Annotated in this window: 19 protein-coding genes and 1 tRNA gene; 3 read left to right on the top strand and 17 right to left on the bottom strand. The window is 64.1% G+C overall.

Features of this window, described 5'->3' with window-relative positions:
• Positions 1-19 precede the first annotated feature (19 nt).
• The 15 genes from FWJ47_RS05890 to FWJ47_RS05820 all read right to left on the bottom strand — a co-directional run bounded on the left by FWJ47_RS05890 (position 20) and on the right by FWJ47_RS05820 (position 15,896).
• On the bottom strand, positions 20-397 hold the full coding sequence (locus tag FWJ47_RS05890; protein ID WP_147105427.1) for a DUF2207 domain-containing protein: 378 nt from the start codon (positions 395-397) through the stop codon (positions 20-22).
• Positions 398-484: 87 nt separating this feature from the next.
• Positions 485-1,402, bottom strand: a complete 918-nt coding sequence (locus tag FWJ47_RS05885; protein WP_147105423.1) for a CAP domain-containing protein — start codon at positions 1,400-1,402, stop codon at positions 485-487.
• A 158-nt stretch (positions 1,403-1,560) separates the two neighbouring features.
• Positions 1,561-2,670: a hypothetical protein gene (locus FWJ47_RS05880; RefSeq protein ID WP_147105419.1), complete on the bottom strand. Its 1,110-nt coding sequence runs from the start codon at positions 2,668-2,670 to the stop codon at positions 1,561-1,563.
• Positions 2,667-4,361, bottom strand: a complete 1,695-nt coding sequence (locus tag FWJ47_RS05875) for a hypothetical protein (protein ID WP_147105416.1) — start codon at positions 4,359-4,361, stop codon at positions 2,667-2,669. Before FWJ47_RS05875 ends, FWJ47_RS05880 begins: the two co-directional genes overlap by 4 nt.
• The gene (gene pilM, locus FWJ47_RS05870; RefSeq protein ID WP_147105413.1) at positions 4,358-5,401 is read right to left on the bottom strand and encodes a pilus assembly protein PilM; all 1,044 of its coding nucleotides are present in this window, start codon (positions 5,399-5,401) and stop codon (positions 4,358-4,360) included. The genes FWJ47_RS05875 and pilM overlap by 4 nt, the downstream gene beginning before the upstream one ends.
• A complete protein-coding gene (locus FWJ47_RS05865; protein WP_147105410.1) occupies positions 5,398-6,276 on the bottom strand; it encodes a prepilin peptidase in 879 nt (292 codons plus the stop codon). The genes pilM and FWJ47_RS05865 overlap by 4 nt, the downstream gene beginning before the upstream one ends.
• Positions 6,276-7,883: a hypothetical protein gene (locus FWJ47_RS05860; protein WP_147105407.1), complete on the bottom strand. Its 1,608-nt coding sequence runs from the start codon at positions 7,881-7,883 to the stop codon at positions 6,276-6,278. The genes FWJ47_RS05865 and FWJ47_RS05860 overlap by 1 nt, the downstream gene beginning before the upstream one ends.
• The gene (locus tag FWJ47_RS05855; RefSeq protein WP_147105404.1) at positions 7,877-8,413 is read right to left on the bottom strand and encodes a prepilin-type N-terminal cleavage/methylation domain-containing protein; all 537 of its coding nucleotides are present in this window, start codon (positions 8,411-8,413) and stop codon (positions 7,877-7,879) included. Before FWJ47_RS05855 ends, FWJ47_RS05860 begins: the two co-directional genes overlap by 7 nt.
• Positions 8,410-8,847, bottom strand: coding sequence for a type IV pilus modification PilV family protein (locus FWJ47_RS05850; protein ID WP_147105401.1), 438 nt, complete (start codon positions 8,845-8,847; stop codon positions 8,410-8,412). Before FWJ47_RS05850 ends, FWJ47_RS05855 begins: the two co-directional genes overlap by 4 nt.
• Positions 8,838-9,248, bottom strand: a complete 411-nt coding sequence (locus FWJ47_RS05845; protein WP_147105398.1) for a type IV pilin protein — start codon at positions 9,246-9,248, stop codon at positions 8,838-8,840. Before FWJ47_RS05845 ends, FWJ47_RS05850 begins: the two co-directional genes overlap by 10 nt.
• 143 nt (positions 9,249-9,391) lie before the next feature.
• Positions 9,392-9,814: a prepilin-type N-terminal cleavage/methylation domain-containing protein gene (locus FWJ47_RS05840; RefSeq protein WP_147105394.1), complete on the bottom strand. Its 423-nt coding sequence runs from the start codon at positions 9,812-9,814 to the stop codon at positions 9,392-9,394.
• Positions 9,815-10,075: 261 nt separating this feature from the next.
• Entirely contained in the window at positions 10,076-11,233 is a 1,158-nt protein-coding gene (locus tag FWJ47_RS05835) for a phosphate ABC transporter substrate-binding protein PstS (protein WP_147105391.1), read from the bottom strand.
• A gap of 165 nt (positions 11,234-11,398) precedes the next feature.
• A complete protein-coding gene (locus FWJ47_RS05830; RefSeq protein ID WP_147105389.1) occupies positions 11,399-12,622 on the bottom strand; it encodes a type II secretion system F family protein in 1,224 nt (407 codons plus the stop codon).
• 3 nt (positions 12,623-12,625) lie between these two features.
• Entirely contained in the window at positions 12,626-14,218 is a 1,593-nt protein-coding gene (locus FWJ47_RS05825; RefSeq protein WP_246126177.1) for a type IV pilus twitching motility protein PilT, read from the bottom strand.
• Positions 14,208-15,896, bottom strand: a complete 1,689-nt coding sequence (locus tag FWJ47_RS05820; RefSeq protein ID WP_147105387.1) for a GspE/PulE family protein — start codon at positions 15,894-15,896, stop codon at positions 14,208-14,210. Before FWJ47_RS05820 ends, FWJ47_RS05825 begins: the two co-directional genes overlap by 11 nt.
• A 277-nt stretch (positions 15,897-16,173) precedes the next feature.
• On the opposite strand from FWJ47_RS05820, the gene FWJ47_RS05815 reads away from it, so the two are divergent.
• The 3 genes from FWJ47_RS05815 (at position 16,174) to FWJ47_RS05805 (ending at position 18,952) form a co-directional block, all read left to right on the top strand.
• The gene (locus FWJ47_RS05815) at positions 16,174-17,115 is read left to right on the top strand and encodes a DUF1684 domain-containing protein (protein ID WP_170228500.1); all 942 of its coding nucleotides are present in this window, start codon (positions 16,174-16,176) and stop codon (positions 17,113-17,115) included.
• 70 nt (positions 17,116-17,185) lie between these two features.
• The gene (locus FWJ47_RS05810) at positions 17,186-18,172 is read left to right on the top strand and encodes a transporter substrate-binding domain-containing protein (RefSeq protein ID WP_147105381.1); all 987 of its coding nucleotides are present in this window, start codon (positions 17,186-17,188) and stop codon (positions 18,170-18,172) included.
• Between the two features lie 78 nt (positions 18,173-18,250).
• Positions 18,251-18,952, top strand: a complete 702-nt coding sequence (locus FWJ47_RS05805) for a lysophospholipid acyltransferase family protein (protein WP_147105378.1) — start codon at positions 18,251-18,253, stop codon at positions 18,950-18,952.
• A 124-nt stretch (positions 18,953-19,076) separates the two neighbouring features.
• Here the strand turns inward: FWJ47_RS05805 and FWJ47_RS05800 are convergent, their stop codons facing one another.
• Together FWJ47_RS05800 and FWJ47_RS05795 are read right to left on the bottom strand one after the other, a co-directional pair.
• The gene (locus FWJ47_RS05800) at positions 19,077-20,426 is read right to left on the bottom strand and encodes an endo-1,4-beta-xylanase (RefSeq protein ID WP_246126176.1); all 1,350 of its coding nucleotides are present in this window, start codon (positions 20,424-20,426) and stop codon (positions 19,077-19,079) included.
• Positions 20,427-20,635: 209 nt separating this feature from the next.
• Positions 20,636-20,719, bottom strand: a tRNA-Leu gene (locus FWJ47_RS05795).
• Positions 20,720-20,758: the final 39 nt, after the last annotated feature.

The following is a 20,758-nucleotide window of genomic DNA, read 5'->3' as shown; positions in this document are numbered from 1 at the left end:
CAATACGTTCTTGGGCGCTCTAGAGCTGGGCGCCGTCGCTGCCGCTTCTCCTCTTGGAGGGCATCTGCAGGAACAGGATGACGAGCCCCAGGATGACCACGGCGATCAGCCCGGGCACCACCGCGGGGGCGAGCAGGCTGGGCCAGTCGATGGGAAGGAAGGGCACAGAGACCAGCGCAATGATGCCGAGGATGACGAGGCTCCAGCCGATGACGATGCCGGGCCTGGCCCTGGCGATCGGGTTCTTGGGGTTCGGCGGGACGAAGTCGTCCTCGTCCTCGGCGGACGCGTAGTCGCGGGGGCCTTTGGGCCGGCCGCTGGCTCCAAGATTCTTGGGGACCGGGCGTCCGGCCATGGGCCGCCGCCCCGGACGGCTGGAGTCTGGTCGCTGAGTCATGCCCACCAGCCTAGCGCCACCGGCCTGGGAGCAGCGTCATGATTGCGTGAGGAGATGCTCCGCCTGGGCTGGAAGCTCTCTGGCTGGTCACCGGGGTATGAATCGGGTCGAGGGGCCTTCGGGCAGGAGCAGGGCGGAGGCTTCCGGGCGGAACTGGGTCATGGTCAGCATCCGCCGTGCGGTGAGCCGCCGGTGCTGGAGCACTCCCATGGTGACTCCCACCGTGGTGAGGAGAAGGATCAGGGTGCTCGCGGAGTAGATCGTGAAGGTCGGGACCATGCTGGCCAGCCATGTCTGGTCCGGGTCGAACTCATATTCGGGGTCGGGAACCTCGGCATGCGGGATCTCCTCAGCGGGGACCATGCTTTCCTCCTGGAAGGCGAGGGGCTGGCCCGGGGGAGGCTTGATGCCGGTGGGCCCGTCGGCCCCTGCCTGGGGCATTTGGTCAGAGCGGCAGTCCACCCCGAACCGGTGAGTGTGGTAAACCCGCACATAGTCGGTGCCGGAGGCCGTGGCGAACCGGTGCACCACGGTGCCGGAACCATGGAATCCGTAGTGGGGACGCAGCAGGTTCGCCCGGTGGCCCGGGGAGCCCATGTACCCGGCGAAGAGCTCCTGGGCGACCCGTTCCGCGTCCAGGACTTGGAAGGTGCTGCTTCCGGAGCGGGAGGTGTAGGAGACGTTCTCTCCGCCGGAGAGGCATCCGGCGTTCTGCATGCCGGCGCTGATGTGGGCGTCGTCGTGCCAAATATGTTGGACGTTCATGGTCATGTATGACCATTCGGCGGCACCTGACCTGGAGGAGGCGAGCGGGTCCCATGTCTGGAGGGGCTTCACTCCGCGCTGGGCGCGGGCCTGATTGACGAGCTCGAGGAACTCCCGGTCGACCTCGGACCAGTAGTGGGCAGGTTCGGCGTTGTCAGGCTCCGGTTCGGTGAGCCAGAGCCCCGCTGCGGTGAGGGTGGCCAGGACCAGGGCGATCAGGAGCACACGAATACCTCCCATGTGCAGTCCCCTCACGCCCTGCCCCTATCTTTCCTGGTGATGCGAGTGCGGGCGTCCAGCCTGCGCCCGGTGCTTCGAAGAATCATGCTGAGGGCCGGCCCATCCGTACCGTGGGCCGGACCTCAGCATGAGGTCTGGGAGAGGAGAGCTCAGCGCCGTCAGGGTGAGACGTCGAAGCTCTCTTCAGAGTCTTCTTCGGCTTCTGCTCCCTCGTCGGCGGGAGCGGTGCTGTCGAGCTGCTCCTCAGCCGGGGAGGCGCTGCTCTCGCCGTCGGTTTGGCGGAGGATCCAGATGTACCCCTCGATGCGGGCGGTGGTCTCCCCAAAGAGGACGTCTGGTCCGGAGTCGATGGTGGCGCCGGATTCGCTCCCGCCGCCGGTGTCCTCCTCATCCTCATCGTTGCCCTCGGGCTCCTCCTCGTCCTCCTGAGCCGGGGGGTCGTCGCCTTCGTCGGGCTGTGCCGGCTGGTCCTCGGGCTCGCTGGGCTCCTCGGGGGCGGGCTGGTCGGGCTGCTGGGTCATCGGGATAAGGCGGAGGGGCAGGGGGGTGACGCTGAAGCTTGCGGGCTCAGCGTTCCCGCCGTCTTCGTCGCCGATGGACGGGGCCTCCTCATCCTCCTCGCCGTAGGCCTCGAACTGCAGGGAAGTCAGGGTGGTGTATCGGTCTCCGGTCTGGACCAGACGGACGAAGTGGCGGATTCCGGTGGCGCCGCCGGCGACTTCGATTGTTATGGGGACTGCTACGAGCTCACGGCCGCTGAATGGGTCGCCGGGTCCGGGGCCTATGCCGTCCTCGGGCATGGCGGGGTCGCCCTCGCCCTCCGGCGCAGCGGGGACGTCAGCTCCGGTGCCGGGTTCGGCGTCGTCGGCGAGGTCCCCGAACTCTCCGCTGCCTTCGCCCTGCCAGGGAGACATCTCGAGGTCGAAGACGAGCTTCTCCCCGGTCTCCATGGCCCGGTAGTCGACGTTCTGCTCCTCGGCGATGGCGTCGAGGGCGTCGATGTAGCTGGCGTACTGGTTCTCCTCCGGGAAGGCCTGCAGCTGGCGGGCGAACTGCTCGCGCCGTTCGGTCAGGGCTTCGGAGTCTTCGGCGAGCTGCTCAAGCTGGGACTGCAGCAGCGCGTTCTGCGCCTCGGCGGCCTCTGTCTGGGCCTGCGCGGCGGCGGCGTTCTCCCGCTGCGGCATGACTCCGAAGAACAGGCCCATGCTGACGACCAGCACGGTGATCAGCGCGGTCACCAGGAGGGTGACTCGAATCCTGGGGCTCATTCTGCGACCTCCGGAACGGTGAAGAGGGACTCTTGGAGCTGGACCTGCATGAGGACCTCGTAGCCCTCATCGTCATCGCCTTCCATCTGCACCACCGTGGCTTCGGTGAAGCCGGGCACGTCATCGAGGCCGCGTGTCCAGACGGCGAGGTCCGGCAGGTCGGCGGTGAGGGCTGCGAATTCGATGTATCCGGCCCGAGAGCCTTCGTCGTAGGGGCCTTGCCGCTGAACGTAGGGCTCCAGGGGGCTGGCGGAGTCAATCTGGAGTCCTTCGATGCGCACCTCGGAGGGGATGCTGCGGCGAAGGTCGGCCATGATGTCGAACCAGCTGATGTGGGTGAAGGTCGCCGCGTCGGCGGCGGCACCGAGGGCTTCCACGGTGTCGGCGAGCTCGCGGGCTTCCTGGAACTGCGCCTGGGCGGCGGTCAGGTCAGTGGAGAGCTGCTCGGCGGCCTGCTGCTCGGCCTGCGCGGTGCGGGCGTCCTGCCAGGCGATCAGGGTCAGGCCGACCATGACCACGAAGACTATGAGCACGAAGAGGGCGGCGGCACTCTGGACGGCACGGGTGCGTTTGGCGTCCTGCAGCTCCAGGGGCAGCAGGTCGACCTCGGGCGGCCGGCCCATGGAGAGGCTTCTGCTGCGGCCGAAGGCTGTGGCCGCGCGTTTCGTGAGCACGGGCTTCTCCGCCCCGTTCTCCCGTCCGACGTCGGCTGCGGAGAGGCTGTTCATCTGCTCCGCTGTGGATTTGGGGCGGCCCTTAGACGCCTTGTGGGGGTTGGGGTCCGCCTGCGGCGGGTCCTGGACGGCGCTGAAGCTGGAGGTGGCCTGCCCGTCGCGGTTGAGCGGGGGCAGCTTCTCTGAGGCGCTGGACCGGCGCGCGCGGCCCTGTTCGGATGCTTGGGCGGCTTCTTGGGTTTTCGCCTTCTTGCGAGCCTTAGGCTTCTTCTCTTTCTTGGCGGCTTTGGCGGCGGCCTTCTTGGCCTGTTCGGCGGCTTTGGCGTCCTCCTTGGCCTTTTTGGCCTGTGCTTTGGCCCGCTTCTTGCGTTCTCTGGGGGTCAGCGGCTTCTCGTCCTCCTGGGGCGGCCGCAGCTTGTCGGCCATGCTTTTGCCGCGGAGGGACTGCGGCCTGGGGGCGGGGCGCTTGGGCGCATCTGCCTGGTCCTCTTCGCCGCCGTCGGTGGGCGGGGGCGGGAATCCGACCTGCTGGCGTTGGGCGGCGCGGGCGGCCCGCACTTCTTCCTGCTGCTGGCGAACGCGGGCGCGAGCCTGCTTGTGGTCGAAGGGCTCGAGCTCTTTGGCCGGGACGGTGTGGGCCGGCTCCGGCTCGGGCACGGTGTATTCCTGTTGGGGCTCTGGGGCAGGCTCGGGCACGCGGGGCGGGGTCGTGGGGCGTTCGCTGGCGCGCCGGGCTTCTTCATGGGACATGGCCATGGCTCGTTCCCAGAGGTCGGAGCCGATGCTGCCTTCTTCGGCGGCGAGCCGGAGGGCGTCGGTCAGGTCTTGCGTGTTGGTGGAGTTGTCGTAGTAGTAGTCCTGGGAGGGCGGGGCGAGCGGCTCGTAGTCAGCGCGCACTTCGCTGTGCCGCGCCTCTTCGCTGAGTGCTTGTGCGGCGGCCCAGAGGTCGCGGCCGCGCTCGTCGAGGGGCTCGCTGATCTCGAAGGTCTCTTCGGGCTGGTCGGTGCTGTGGCTCATAGCCAGCTGTCTCCTCCCGTGGCGAGGCCGATGGCGGCGGAGGGTGCGGCGATGCGCATCTCTTCTGCGTTGATGCTCTCGTGGAGGCTGAAGCCGCCGGTGGGGTGGGCGAGTTTGGTGTCGTTGTCGAACAGGGATGAGAACCGTTCGAACACGGCGGGCGAGTGCATGTTGCGCCCTGAGAGCAGGACGGTGTCGATGCTTTGGCCGGTGCTGTTGGCCCAGTAGGCCACGGTTCCGTGGGCGGCTTTGGCGATCTGTTCGCTGGCTTCGCCCATGGCTTGCTTGAAGTGGCCGGGGTCTTGGTTCCGGGTGCGGGAGGAGAACTCGGTGGAGAGTTCTTCGAGGTCCTTGCCGAGCACCTGCTGCATGTGGGTTGAGACGTCTTCGTCGCCTGCGGGGATGATGCGGACGAACCGGGGGACCCTGTTGGTGGCGATGAGCACGGTGGTGGAGGAGGGTGCCTGGTAGATGAGTGCGATGGTGCCGTTGGAGTATTCGCCCCAGAGGTGGACTCGGGAGAGGGCGAAGGGGATGAGGTCTACCCGGTGGGTGCGGAGTTTGGCGATGCGGATGGCGCGCACGGCTTCGTCGATGGCGTGTTTGGCGGCTGCGACGACGAGGCCGTTGACTCGGCCGATGTCGCTGGGGTGGGGCTCGATGGGGTAGAAGTCGATGAGGGCGTCTTCGGCTCGGAAGGGAAGGATTTCTTCGACGAGTGCGGGGAGTGCTTCGCGGACGCGTGCTGGGGGCTGGTCGTCGACGGTGAAGGGGCGGACGAGGACCCGCTGGTTTCCGACGCCGAGTGCTACTTTGTTGGTGCTGAATCTTCCTTTTTCCCAGAGGCGTTTGAGGGCGTCGCCGACGGTGTTGGGCTCCATCACTTCTCCGTCCTCCACTGCGCCGGTGGGCAGGGCGATGCGCGCGAATCGGCGTACTTGGGGCCCTTTTTTGGGGTGTGTGGTGACTTCGACGCCGCGCACCGAGCTGGTGCCGAAGTCGATGCCGACTACGCGTTCGGGTGCTTTGAGTGGGCTCATGGGGTAGCTCCCGGGATGGTGACGGGGATGGATGGTGCGAGTGCTGCGAGGTTGAACATGCTCAGGTACCAGGTGGTGATGGTGTCTCCGATGAGGATGCCGAGGGCTGCGCCGGTGAGCATGGAGGGCCCGAAGGGGATGCTGGTCTTGCGTCCTTTTCCGCTTGTGGCGGCCCGGATGGTGCCGATGATGCTTCCGATGGCGAATGCTGCAATGGCTCCGACGGCAAGGGCGCCCCAGCTGTGCCAGGCGAGGAAGAGTCCGAGGGCGGGGGCGAGTTTGACGTCGCCTGCACCCATTCCTTGGGGTGCGATGAGCCAGATGGTGAGGTATGCGGCGAAGAGGATGGCTGCCCCGAGCGCGGCCCGTCCGAGCGAGCCCCATCCTCCCAGCAGCAGGGCTGCGAGGGTGAAGCACCCGATGCCGGTGGCGAGCAGCCCGAGGGTGAGGGCGTTGGGGAGTTTGTTGGTGTCAAGGTCGATGAGGGCGAGCGCCATGCCGAGGCCGATGAGGGCCAGGTGGGCGAGGAGCACGATGGTGTGCCCGGCCGCGTTGGCTGCGTTGCCGCTGAGGTCTGCCTGGGCAAGAGGGATGGTGAGTTGCCAGGCGAAAAACCCAAACAGGAGGGCGGTGATGAGCTCGACGACGAAGTATCGGAAGGGGATGGGGTGGTAACAGTCATGGCACCGGCCCATGAGCAGCAGCCAGGAGAAGATGGGGATGTTGTGCCGTGCCCGAATCCTGTGCCCACATTGGGGGCAGGCCGAGCGGGGGGTCACAACGGATTCCCCGTTGGGCACACGGTGGGCGACCACGTTCACAAATGAACCGATCGCGGCGCCGAAGACTGAGGCTGCTCCTATAGCAAGCGACATCACATGTAGTCCTCAGCCGACTCGTTGGAATCACGGATGTCGAGAACCTCCCGCAGCCCATCAGCGGTGCCCCCGCCCCCAGAGCCGCCGCTGCCGCCGTCGTAGTCGGGAAGCCATTCGGGCAGGCTGGTTGAGGAGGCACGGACATATTCGTACGTCGCGCTGGCGTGGAATTGGATCGTTCCTGCCACCATCTGACCGCGCCAGTTGTCGTCGTTGCTCACCTGGAGCTGACAGGGGGTATAGATGAAGGCACTGGTTCCGGAACCGGCGTCAATGTCGACACCGTTGCTGAGGTGGGAGTTCCCTCCGCCGCAACTTGGACCTCCGCTGGACGAACCATCAGGGTGAATGAAGAGGATCTCATGGCTCCCGTTCACGGATTCCGCCCGCAGCCCTTCGAGGTTGAACCCGTTGGCCAGGAACACGACATTCGCCCCCAAGATGGCGCTGTGAGTGCCGGACCACGAAGTAGAAAAGTGCAGTCCAGAGCTGCCACAGGCTTCGAGGGCATCAAGGACCACAGGTTGACCGTCAGAACGGGTCTGCTCGAGCTGCTCCATCAGAAAACCGTGGTTGTCCGAGTTGTTGTCGATGTTGCATGACCCCTCCCATTGCTGCACCCGATGAGTGCTGGGGAAGTCGTCGGCGGCAACTTTGAGGCTCATCCAGCCGGACACCTGAGGGCCGGACACCGATTCGTCTTCGACGCGGTAGCCGCCAAGCAGCAGGCCATCTTCCTGCATCTGGCACGCATACTGCGCAGATGTCGGAGAGTTCCATCCGGCCTCACATCCGGGGTTTCCGTCGTAACGGATAGGACCGCGGGTTCTCAGGTCGCCGCCGATCTCGTTGGTAGCCCACGGGTGAATGAGAGTTGTTCCAGTGCCCTCGGAGATCACGTTGCCACCGACGTTGCCTGCAAGATCGATTACGCCGCCGGCAAAGAGGTCGCCGCCGATGTGGCATTGGGAGGTGGTGATGCTTCCTCCGGGTGCGTAGAGATTGCCTGCAATATCGGCATTCGAGCAGGTGACGTTTCCTTCGAGGATCTTGAAGTTTCCTTCGTCCTTGTGGTCGCCGGTGATCTCAACCCCGTTGAAAGTTCCGGCGTTTCCGAACAGACCCGCAGCTGGAGGCGCACCAGCTTCACCCGCCTCTTGCTCAGGGAGAGGATCGAGCTCGACCTCCACGTGGTGGGTCTTGCCGCTGCGATTCTCGTAGCCCTGCTGCGTGCCGTAGCCGGTGGAGACGACCAACGCGTGCTGGCTGTCGCTCGGACACCCTGGCTCGTAGCCGCTGTCAGGATCCCCGGCCATCACGACTGCGCGATAGAACGGGTCTTCTCCCGAGCTGAACTGGTTGTCGTCGCCCACGCAGGTTCCGTTGTCGACCGCGGCATGAGCCGCGGCGGCGCCAGCCTCGGCCGATGCGCTGGCACGCACTGACGACTGAGTGGTACCGGTCGCGGAGAAAGCAGACATGGTGGCACCGACCACCAGGAGGGTCAGTACGCTCACCATCATGACGATGCCGATAGTCGAGACAAGAGAGATGCCGGACTCCGCATTGAAGACTCGGGCAGCTCGGCGGCGTAATGTCAGCATGTTTCTTCCTCATCCTCATTCAGGTAGCGAGGAACAGCAGTGGTGTTGATGTCCGTGCGGTGGGTCGTAGCGGTTTCGATCTCCATACTGATCGAGACTCCGCTTGAGTCCCCGCCGAAGATGTCAGCTCCGCCGGGGTGGACGCCGCGGCCTATGAATATGCCCGTTCCGCCGGTGCTGACGGGCTGGTCATCGATGCGCCCGTAGACGATGTAGCCATCTCCGTCCGCCTCCGCCCAGAACCCGACGTACCGCTCGTCGCCCTCGTAGGAGCGCCGGGGAGCGTGATGCTTCATAGTCACAGAGTTGTGTCCCACGTTGACGCAGGACGCGTTGCGAATGTTGGAGGCAATGCTTCGGGCAATCACCTGGCCGTCAGTGGCCGCCTGGGCGCTCCCCTGGATCAGGGTGGTGCTGCGGGTGGAGTTGATCAGCATTGTGGTGCCTGCGACCATCACGAAACTGAGAACCAGCACGGCAACCACGAGTTCCACCAGAGACAGGCCCTGTTCGTCATGGAGTTTTCTCATAAGGGACCTGCTCGAACGACGGTGCTGGCTTCTGCGAGGGAACCGGTTCCGCTGCTGTTGAGGACCTGCACGGTCAGCTTGACCGGGATCACACCCTCACCGCAGGGCCCGTCCGGGTACTCGGCGCTCCAGCGCACGGTACGCTGCTGACCGCCTATTTCCTCGGACAGCTCACGACCACTTTCGGGCCAATCGTTCGCGATCGTGTCGCAGTCGTGAAGCTCACCGCCGGCAGTTGCAGTATCCATCTCCCGGTTCACTACCTGGGTAGCCACTGTGGCTTCTGTGTTGACCGTTGAGGCTCGGAGACCATGCAGCATCACGGGCAGCATGGCGACCGCGAGCAGAGCGATGAGCATCATAGAAATGATGACCTCGACCATGCCGAAGCCCTCATCATCCCGGTCCAGGCCGCGCAGTGCTGTCAGTCCCATCCTGCTCCTTGGCAGTCTCCGTGCCACGTCTGCCCTTCCACGGAGTCCACGGTCACCATGCAGAAGTGGCCCCACTGCTCGGCTTCAAACTGCGCCCCGGACCAACCAGCCCCGTCCTCACTTGAGAGACGGACGTCCACATCGTGACGGGCGCTGACTTCAAGGGCGATCTCATTGGCACGATTCACGTGCAGGTCCCACCCGTGGGCAGCAGCTTCCTCGAACATGAAGGCCACATAGGAGGACTGTGCGTCTTCTAAAGCTTGCTCGACAGTGGCGAGGCGCGACTGTGACACATGGCTGAGGTAGAAGGGAACGGCGACAGCGGCAAGCACTGCGATCATCAGCACCACCACTAGGATTTCCGTCAAGGAGAACCCGGAGTCGTCGTTCTTGCGCATCTCCGGCCGCCTCTCTGCTTCTCAGGGCCAACAGTCGAACAGGGTCAGTTTCGGGAGACGGAACTGTGCCGGTGTCCGGCGTCCGGCAAGGACGCGGACACCGGCACAAGTAAGCTCACGGAAGCGAGACTCAGATCAGAAGATCAGTTTTCGCTGCTGCTGCCGCCGGTGGTAACACCGGAGCAGGTAGCGAGCGTCTCGTCTCCGTCGAGAACGTCGAAGCCGGTGGAGTCATCCGAGCCCGTGGCCCTAACCTCCCAGTCGTCATCAAAGTCGGACTGTGCCTGAATAGCCTCAGCCACTGCGTCGGCAGAAGCACCTTCGTGACCACCATTCTCGAAGACCTCAGCGGTGTACATGGAAAGAGCGTTGGAGCAGGTCGCTTCAGCAGCCGCCTCCTCTGCGCTGTCCACGGAGGAGAGGTACAGCGGCACGGCGATCGCTGCGAGCACAGCGATAATGAGAACGACGACAAGGAGCTCGACAAGGGAGAAGCCCGCCTCGGACTCCTTCAGCTCTGCACGCTTCTTGTTCAGTGCGTTCAGAACGCGGTCAAGAGTAGACATAATTGTGCTTCCTTCTGATGATGATGGGAATCGGGATACACGGTGAGCGTAGAGATCCCCGCATACTGCGGGGATCCCCTCTCATGCCCTTCACGTGCGTCTCAGCCGCCCTACCACAGGTGCTGAGCTGTTTATAAAACTAGCACGAATATCCAGTTGAATTTCAGCTTCAGCAAGCATTCTGAACAAAACCCGTATTACACCCCGTATTTATTACGGGGAACACTGGTGTCACGAAGGAACATCTAGGAGACCATCGGGTCACCAGGTGATTCGGTCAATGCTGTCCAGCGCCTCGGTCCGCAGCTCCTCAGGCAGCGGGGAGGCACCAGCTGCGTTCGCGGCAGTTTCCTGGGCATCCTCAGACACCAGGTAGGTGGCGAAGGCCGCGGCCAGCTGCGCCTCCTTCTCAGAATCGTATTGGTTGCACCACACGGTGTAAGCGATCTGCACCAGCGGATACGTTCCGATCTCCTCCGTGTCACGGGAGAGAACAAAGCTCATGTCGTTCCCGGGGCCGCCCTCAAGACGGTCCGAGGCAGAGACTGCCTGGGAAGCAGCCTCTGCGGACAGCTCGGTGTACTCTCCGCCCACATACAGGGACGCCTTGACGAACTCCTCGGGAACCTGTCCCGCATCCGCGTAGGTGATACCGCCCTCCTGGTGCTCCAGCTCCTCCAGAACTCCTCTCGTGCCGGAGCCGAACTCAGCAGTGAGCTCCTCGGGCCAGTCACCCCCAGCGGAGTGCTCCCAGTTATAAGCCGCAGCCTCTAAGTACTCGGTCAGGTTTTCCGTAGTACCAGAGTTGTCCGAACGATGGATCACCGTGATGCCGGTGGAAGGCAGAGCCTCGTCATTGTGCTCGGCGATCCGCGGGTCGTCCCAATGGGTAATTTCGCCGGCAAGGATATCGGCCAGCGTCTCAGCGCTCAGATTCACCTCATCCACGCCATCCAGGTTCACCGCCACCGCAATGGGCGAGACATAGGTGGGCAGGTGGAAAGCGCCCTGCGGACCGCAGCGGTCCTGCGCCTCCTGCCTCTCCTCGGGATTCAGCACGGCATCGGAACCAGCAAAAGCGTACTCGCCTGTCACCAGACCGGCACGGCCGTCCCCAGATCCCACGGAGGTGTAGTTCACCGTGGCGCTCGAGATCTGCGCGAAGATCTCCACCCAGCGCTTCATTGCCGGCTCATGGGAAGAGGCTCCCCCGCCGTTCAGCGTGCCGGCAACCTCACCGAAGTCCAGGACGCCGCCTTCCCGCTCAAAGTTCCACCCCTCATGGGCGGAGGCCTCAGATGCCTGTGCGGACTGTGACTCGAGGGCCTCCCCCTCGTTTCCAGACGTCCCGCACGAGGTCAGCGCCAGCGCTGAGACAGTCAGGACGACGGCACAACGGTGGTGGGCAAACGACTTCATCGTGATTCCTTCGGTTTCATTATTGCGAGCCAATAACGCTGGGGCAGCTCTCTGTGCGGCCCTGATGCTAGAAATCCTCAGCACCGCTTCTTCAGCCATTGAGCAGCTTTCTGGTGAGCGGTGCGCTCATATTAGTCAACCCACACCCGGCGCCTTTCGAACGGCTCACATCATCTCTCCGAACACGGAGAACATCGGCAGGTACAGTGCCACAACCATGCCGCCGATAATCGCACCGACAAAGACGATCATCAGCGGCTCCACCATCGCGGTGAGCCGTTCGGCAGTCAGCTGAACTTCCCTGTCCATGAATATCGCCACCTGGTTGAGCATGCTGTCCAGGGCGCCGGTGTCCTCACCCACTGCGGCCAGCTGAGAGACCATAGGTGGGAACACCTCCTCCTTCTCCAACATCACAGCCATGGACCGGCCGTTGCCGACTCCCACCGCCACACGATCCACGGCAGCCTGCACCAGAGGCGAGCCCGCCGTCTGCTTCACAATGGTCAGTGACTGCATGATGGGAACGCCTGCCTTCAGCGTGGTAGCCAAGGTTTTGGTGAAACGAGCAATCGCCACTTGTCGGAAAAACTTCCCGAAGACCGGCAGCTTGTGCTTGAACTCGTCCACACGCAGCGCCACCCTTGGGTCCTGCCCGTACTTGCGCCAAAAGAACCAGCCAGCGCCTGCAATCAAAAGGACGATTGGCATGATCCACAACATGTTGTTCGAGATCGTCACCAACAACTGTGTGAAGGCGGGCAGCTCACCGCCCAATCCTTCAAACATCTCCTCGAAGATCGGGACGATAAAGATCAGCATGCCTATGACCGCCAGGACTGCAATACACATCACGATGACGGGGTAGGCCATCGCTGACTTCACGGTGTCCTTGATCTTCAACTCCGCATCAAAGGCGTCCGCAGCTGATTCCAGAGCCTCCGACAGGAACCCGCCGGTCTCACCGGACTCCACCAGGTGGACCAGCAGCGGCGGGAACATGCCTGTCTGCTTCTTCATCGCGACACTCAGGGAGCTGCCGCGCTCCAGGTCCCGCCGAACCGCGGTGAACACCTCGGAGAGTTTGGGGTTCTCCGTCTGCTCCTCGAGGATTCTCAGCGAACGCACCAGCGTCAGACCCGCATCCAACATCGTGGCGAGCTGACGAACTGCCATCGAGATGTCCCGCAGGCTTGGGGCCTGGAAGAACGAGAACTCAATGTCACGGGTCAGCAGTGAGCCGGAGGACTGCTTGACCTCCACCACGGTAAGTCCCTGATCCTGCAGACGACTGATCGCGTTGGAGCGCGAGCCCGCGTCCATCGTGCCACGGCGCTTCTTCCCCTGAGCGTCCCGGGCTGTGTAGGAAAAGGTCTGGATCTCGGCCATGGATCAGCCCTGCCCGTTCCAGCCCTTGTACTGGCCGTAGCCCTGCTCAACACCAGGCATACCCATCCCGGCGTCCTCTCGCCGGCCGCGGAAGACCGACTGGACCCGCTGACGGAACGACTCCTTGTCCGTCACCTTCTCCTCGGCGTCGCGCACCGTGATCTCCCCCGCCTCCACCAGTTTGATGAAGTGCTGGTCATAGGTGTGCATACCGTGGGCTGCGCCCGACTGGAGCACGCCCGGCAGCTGGTGCATCTGGCCCTCTCGGACCAGGTTCGCCACCGCGGTCGTCATCACCAGGATCTCCGTAGCGGCCACACGGCCGCCGCCTACGCGGGGCACCAGAGTCTGGCACACCACGCCCTTCAGCGTTGAGGCCAGCTGGGCACGGATCTGGTTCTGCTGGTGCGGCGGGAAGACGTCGATAATACGGTCGATGGTCTGGGGAGCCGACTGGGTGTGGAGCGTGCCGAACACCAGGTGGCCTGTCTCCGCAGCGGTCAGAGCAACCTGGATGGTCTCCAGGTCACGCATCTCTCCGATGAGTATCACGTCCGGGTCCTGACGCAGCACCTGACGCAGCGCCCGTTGGAAAGATTCCGTATCATCTCCCACCTGCCGCTGGTTCACGATCGACTTCTTGTGCGGGTGGAGATACTCAATCGGGTCCTCGACAGTCATGATGTGCTCCGCGCGCGTCCGGTTGATCTTGTCGATCAGTGCGGCCAGCGTGGTCGACTTGCCCGACCCGGTGGGCCCCGTGACCAGCACCAGGCCCTTGGAGAGCTTCGAGAACTCCCCCACTGCCGGCGGCATGTTGAGGTCATCCAGATTGCGAATGTTGGTGGTCACGTGGCGCATCACCGTGCCCACCGCGCCGCGCTGCCGGTACACGTTCATACGGAAACGGGCCTGCGGAGACAGCTCATAGGCGATGTCGAGCTCGCCCTCCTGCTTGAACTTCTCCAACTGTTCGTCCCGCAGCAGGCTGAGCACTTCACGCTCCACCATCTCCTGATCCCACACCGGGAAACCCGGGATCGGCTGCAGAGACCCATGCTGGCGCATCATCGGCGGCAGACCAGCAGTCACGTGGAGGTCAGAGCCCTCGGCGGCCACCATCATCGCCAACGCATCGCGCAGGGTGGTTGGTCCACGGCGGCTCGAAGCTGGCTGAGATGCCGCCTTCTGGGCCGCGAACTGGTCCGCCGTCGTCATCGGACGGGAAGGCTGAGCTCCCTGGGGGGCCTGGCCGGTACCCGCAGGAAGCTGGCGCGGAGGCTCTTTGCGTCCCGCCTGGCGTGCTGGGCGAGGCTGAGCAGCAGGAATGGCAGACTGTACTGCCGGATTCGGCTGGGCAGGAATCTGCTGGGTGGACTCCATGTGAGAGGGGCGCCCCTGCTGGGCCGGCAGATCCCGCTGCGTGTCCTCCAGATGCGAGGCGCGGGAGCCGGGCTGCGGCTGGGCCGGCACCGGATGGGAACGGCCCACCGGCTGAGTCTTTGTGAGTCGGGCAGCCTCCTCCAGCTCGCGCACCTCCCGACGGCTCAGCTGCTGGCCCGGACGGCCGTATGACGGACGACGCTCAGACGACAACGCGAAGCACCTCCTCCACAGTGGTCAGACCCTGCAGGACCTTGTCCATACCGTCCTGGCGCAGAGACCTCATCCCGTTCTTCCGGGCGACCTCCTCTATCTCCATGCTGGAGGCCTGCTGAACCGCCATACGAGAGATCTCCGGGGTCACATCCAGCACCTCGTGCACTGCTGCGCGGCCCCGGTAGCCGGTCTCCGCACAGGACGAGCAGCCCACCGCACGGAAGACCTGACCCTGCTCCGCCTGCTCACCGGGCAGTTCCAGTGACTCGAGCTCCTCGGCGGTCAGCTGGTGCGCCTCCTTGCACTGGCTGCACAGGCGGCGCACCAGACGCTGGGCCACCACCACATCCAGCGCAGTGCCCACCAGGAAGGGCTCCACCCCCATCTCGCCCAGACGAGTCACCGCCGAGGCGGAATCGTTGGTGTGCAGCGTGGAGAACACCATGTGGCCCGTGAGCGCGGCCTCGATGGCGATCATGGCGGTCTCAGCGTCACGGATCTCACCGATCAGGACGACGTCCGGGTCAGAACGCAGGATCGAGCGGAGCGCCTTCGCGAACGTCAGGCCCGCCTGGTTGTTCACCTGCACCTGGTTGATGCCCGCAAGCCTGTACTCGACCGGGTCCTCCACCGTAATGATGTTGACCCCAGGATCAGCCACATCCTGAATCGTGGAATACAGGGTGGTGGACTTGCCCGAACCGGTCGGCCCAGTGATCAGCGCCAGTCCGTACGGCTGGGTATACGCACGGTGGTATACCTCAAGGTTGCGCTCGGACATCCCCAGCGTCCTGATATCCAGTGCCGTGGAGGACTGGTCGAGAATACGCATCACGATCTTTTCGCCCCACACCGTGGGAAGCGTTGCCACGCGCAAGTCGATCTTGCGGCCCGATACGGACACCGCCATCCGGCCGTCCTGGGGGACGCGGCGCTCGGCGATATCGATGCTCGCCATGATCTTCAGACGGCTGATCAGGCCCGCCTGAATCTGCTTCGGCGCCGAGGGCATCTCCTGCAGGACACCATCGATGCGGTAGCGCACCCGCACCAGGTCCTCAGCGGGCTCGATGTGAATATCCGAGGCCCGGTCACGGATCGCCTGGCCCAGCACCAGGTTCACGAACCGGATGACCGGCGCGTCGTCAGACGCGTCGTCAGAGATCTTGATGGCCTCCTGCCCCCCGGCACCATCGCCGGAGTTCTCCGCGGCCATCGTGTCCGAGAGCGACGACAGCTCAGAGTCAGCGCGGTGGTGACGATCCACAAAGCTGTGCAGATCATCCGGGGAAGCCAGCACCGGGTAGACCGGCATGGAGAAGACCAGCGCGACGTCATCGAGCGCCACCACGTTCTCCGGGTCCACCATGGCGACCTTCACATGTGTGGTGCCGTAGTGGTCCACCAGCTCCAGCGCGGCGACCTCGTGCTCGTGCGACATGCGCACCGACAGCTTGTTGATCACCCGTGGGTCCGGGTCCTGCTCGCCCAGGCGGACGAATGGAACGCCGAGCTGCTGAGCACGGGCCTCGAAGACCGCATCCTCCGGCAGAGCCCCCTGCTTGGCCAGATCCTTAAGCCGAGCAAACTCGTCAGAAGAGCCGTTGAGCAGATGCTCTGCGTTCTCCTGGGTCCAGGCTCCCCGGTCGATAAGGATCTGGGAAAGCGTTTCCATAGCGCCTCTCTGATGCTGAGTGCAGAACTGCCGTACTGTCCGCCGAATGAGGAGAAGAAGCTCCGACGGACGTAAGTATTCACGGCTCAGCAGGCGTGGTAGGGCGCTGTGGCAAGAAGTCTAGCGCACAACAGCCGCAGTGCGCTCACCCATGAACAACCGCAGGAAAGCCCCGTGGCCAACCCCGTATAAACCCGTGGGGCGGCGCAGCTTCGGCAGGCCTAAAGTAAGGAAGAACCGTCCGATGCCTCTACTCGCACAAAGGTCCAGCACCACGATGACGACGACCGCCGAACCCAACATGGCCCTCGACAGCCCTCTTTCTTCGCACTACGACGCCGAGGCAGAAGCTGAAGCTGCCCGAGACGCTCGCTGGGCGCGCCGCGAGCAGGCGCGCTGCTCCTCGCGCAGCCAGCTGGCCGCCACCGGCCTCTACTGGCTCGGCGGAACCCCCGAACGGCTCCCCGGAGTCCCCGGGACCTGGTCCGTGGTCGGCACCGCTGCGCTCGTGCATCTCAGCCCCAGCGAGTACATCACCGTCAACGGCCAGCTCCTTCCTTCCCAGCACCTCTTCCCCGCCCTGGAGGAGGGCGAGAGCATCAGCATGGAGATTCCCCGCGGGCCCGGACAGCACCAGGTCATCACGTCGCTGGAGCTCATGCGCCGCGACGAGGAGTACATCCTCCGACCCCTCATGGCAGATCACCCCTTCCTGACCGAGTACGCCGGCACTGAGCTCTACCCGTACCACCCCGGCTGGAGGGTCTGGGCCGACTTCGAATGCTTCGCCGAGGACCGCCGCCGTCCCCTGACGTCCAAGGAAGCGGACCCTCAGCGCTACGGAGGCGTCGGCCTCGTCCGCTTCGAAGTCTTTGAGCACACGCAGAGTCTGCTCCTCTTCCCCACCGAGACCCCCGGCCTCCTGCGTGCCATCTTCACCGATCTTTCCAACGATCCCAACGACTGCCGGTCCGTGCGCGCCATGCACGTCGCAGAGCCCGGGCCCGAGGAGCCTGCGCTGCTCGACTTCAACGAGGCCCACAACCTCCCCTGCACCTACACCGAGCTCGCGAACTGCCCCCTGCCTCCTGAAGGCGGGCGTCTCACCGTGCCCATCGTGGCCGGGGAAACGCCCCCCGCTCAGCGAGTCCGGGCCCAGGTGGGACGTAACGGACTCACGTGGAATCCGAGGGCCAGCTACCATGTAGACGGCGTGTAGGGCCAGGAACGACCTTCACGCCTGCGGTCGCTGACCGCCTTCGCACTTTTTCAATTGGGGACGCTACATCGTGAACAACACTCTTTCTGCCTATCTGCCCAAGCGGACCCTCACGGCCGCCGGTGCAACTGTCGCAGCCCTCGCGCTGAGCTCCTGCGACCTCGTTCAGGCCACGCCTGCCGCTGAGGACGCCGCAGTCCCCGACACCGCCTCGGACGCTGAATACATCAGCCCGGACACCGCCGACGAGCTGCTGGCGACCATCCGCTCCGGCGGCCAGTCCGCCTCCCTCTCCTACGGCACTGCCTCCACCATGGGTGATCTGCGCCGCGCCAACCGTCTGCGCGTCGGCGTCAACTATGACCAGCCCCTCTTCGGCTACGTGGAGGATGGAGCCGAATCTCCCGAAGGCTTCGAGGTCGAACTGGCCAAGATCGTCGCCGAAGAGCTCGCCATCGAAGAGCAGCACATCGAATGGGTGGAGGTTACCGACCGCAACCGTCAGCAGATGCTGGAGAACGACGAGGTCGACATGGTCATGGCCGCCTACACCATCACGCACCAGCGCCGCGAGGCGCTCGGATTCGCCGGCCCCTACTTCACCGCCGGGCAGTCCATGCTCACCGGCTGGTACAACGAAAGCCTCATCCGCAACGAGTACGACCTCATCGACCAGCCCGTCTGCACCCTTGAGGGATCCGTCTCCGAGGAGGAGCTCATCTGGATGGGCGCCGATGTCACGTCCCAGAGCGAGATCGACGACTGCCTCGAGATGCTCGACGAGGATGAGGTCGTCGCATTCTCCGCCGACAACACACACCTCGCCGGCGTCGTGCAGGAGAACCCCGGCGAGTACAGGGTGATCGGCGAGCCCTTCACCTATGAGCCCTACGGCATCGCCATCGACATCGACGACGACAACTTCCGCATGTGGCTCAACGACCTCCTCGAGACCGCCTATGACGACGGCCGCTACGAGGAGGCTTGGATGAGCACCATCGGCGAGACCCTCGAGATGCCCGAAGACGGCCTTGAGATCGACCGCTACGTGCGCTGACGCATCACATCGCAGCAGACTCCAGATCCCTGCCGAAACCATCCGGCACCGGCCCTGTGCGTGCACTATGGTGATGCTGTGACATCGTCGTTCTACATCAACGCCAAGCGCTTCGCCGTCGAACCGCTGGTCAAAGCAGTGTGGCGACCCTGGGTCAAAGGTCTCGACAACATTCCAGAAGAGGGTGGGGCCATCCTCGCGGCCAACCATCTCAGCTTCTTCGACTCCGTACTGGTACCCGTGGTTGTGCCCCGCCCTGTGAGCTACCTGGCCAAGAAGGACTACTGGGAGATGGACGGCTCCGTGGGGAAGTTCAACAGGTGGTTCTTCACCGCCACCGGACAGATCCCCATGGACCGCTCCGGCGGTGCCGCCAGTGCCGACTCCCTCCGCTACGGCGAAGAAGCACTGAAGCAGGGCAGCCTGCTCGGCATCTACCCCGAAGGCACCCGCTCCCCTGACGGCAAGCTCTACCGGGGCAAGCTCGGCGTGGCCAAGCTCGCCCTGCGCGCCCAAGTGCCCGTCATTCCCATCGCCCTGATCGGCACCGACAAGGTTCAGCCCATTGAGGACAGCATCCCCAAAGTGCGACGGGTGGGGATGATCATCGGCGAACCCATGAGCTTCGAGTCCTACTACCCCATGGCCCTGGACCGGTTCGCGCAGCGTTCAGTGACCGACAAGATCATGTACCAGATCATGCGGCTCTCCGGGCAGGAGTACGTCGACGTCTACGGCTCCGAGGTCAAAGCTCGCCTCGAAGCCCAGGAGAAGAAGTGATCATCCGGCCAGCTGGCTGACGTCATTCTGGTTCTGATCCGCTGCCAGCGGATCGTGCCTCAAATCCGAAAGATGACGCGGATCTGAGGCACGATCACGATGGAGTTCACGACACTGACGAAGATCAGACGTCGTAGTCCTCCAGAAGGCCGCGGCACTCATCGAAGGTGCCCTCGCCCTCCCAGAACTCCTCACCCTCGGCCTCGACCACCAGGGTTCGCTGCAGGACGCAGTACTGAGGCTTGCGCTCCCACTCCCCGTCCTCCCCGAGGCGGTAGAGGGCGGCGTCGCCCTCACCCTCGAAGGTGCCAGGGATCCAGCTGTGCTCATCCAGGGTGCCCCAGATAGTGAAGGAGCTGCAGGATTCCAGATCCAGGCAGGCCTGCAGCACATGCTCGTACCGCTGCAGGGCGCCCTCGGTGTCCTCGTGGGACATGGTGCCGTCATCTTCGACCATGCCGCGGACGTCGATCTCGGTTACCGCGGTCTCCAGGCCGAGGTCCTCGAACCGCTGCAGGTTCTCCTGGTAGGAATCATCGAATCCGTACTCCATGGACAGATGAGTCTGGGCGCCGAAGCCATGGACCGGCACATCGCGCTCCAGCTGCTCCTGGATCAGCTCGTAGTAGGCGTCAGACTTCGCGTTCTCACCATCGACCGAGTAGTCGTTGTAGAACAGAAGGGCGTCCGGGTCCTCCTCATGCGCCCATTGAAAGACATCGTCCAGGATCTCCGGGCCGAGCTCGCGGATCCACAGGTTGCCGGAGTCCTCGTAGGAGCCGTCACGCAGCTGAGGCTCCTCTTCGTCGTCGAAGATCTCATTGGCCACGTCCCACTGCTGGATGCAACCGGCATAGCGGTCGACGACGGTGCGCACATGCTCCTCGAGGAGATCCCGCAGCTCGTCCTCGGCATACTCGCCGTTCTCCACGCCCTCCTCGAGCCATTCCGGGTTCTGGGAATGCCAGAACAAGGCATGGCCACGCACATCCATACCGTGCTCCTGCGCGAATTCGACGACCGCGTCAGCCTCCTCAAAGTGGAACTCGTCCCGCTCCTCCGGGTGGATGAACTCCCCCTTCAGGTAGTTCTCATGGGTGATGGAAGTGAACTCGGCAGCTAGCCGGTCCCGGTAGTCCGGGTCGTCCGGGAACGGGTCCGGATAGTCCTCATCCTCGTGGTGCCCACCACCAGCTGCCACGTTGCCGATCTGCAAGTCGGCATGCTGGGCCCAGTAGCCCAAGGAGTCCTCATCGTAGACATGCTCCGTCTGCTCCTCGGGAGCGAACTGGCACTGGGAAGCTTCAGCCTCGTCGTCCCCGGCCTGGCCATCCCCCGCGCCGGCGGCCTCCGCCGTCTCTGCCGGCTCAGCCTCCACGTCGTCGGGCTCACCGTTCTCGGCTTCGCCGCAAGCGGTGAGCAGCAGGGCGGTGACGCCCAGGGCTGCGGTCAGTCGGGTGCTCAGAGATGACATAAGGAACCTCCTCGTTCGACGGGTCATCTGAAGCGGACGCAGACGGCCCACGCCGACCGCACCAGCAGGTTCATGACTCAGACCACTTTGTCCTCCCGAAATACTATTTGCGACCCAAATGTGTGTCAAGGATCACATTTTCCGCAGGGCAAAGAAAAAGCCCCAGATCAGCCGGGGCCGAACTGGGGCTTTCTGCTGCTTCAGCGCTGTGCGCGAGGGGGGACTTGAACCCCCACGCCCGTGAAGGCACTGGCACCTGAAGCCAGCGCGTCTACCTATTCCGCCACTCGCGCGCTGTTCCCGAAGGAACTGCAAATCGCTGAAAACAGCGA

Origin of the sequence: Nesterenkonia populi (assembly GCF_007994735.1) — a bacterium.
GTDB lineage: Bacteria > Actinomycetota > Actinomycetes > Actinomycetales > Micrococcaceae > Nesterenkonia > Nesterenkonia populi.
This window is presented reverse-complemented; position numbering and strand designations above follow the sequence as displayed.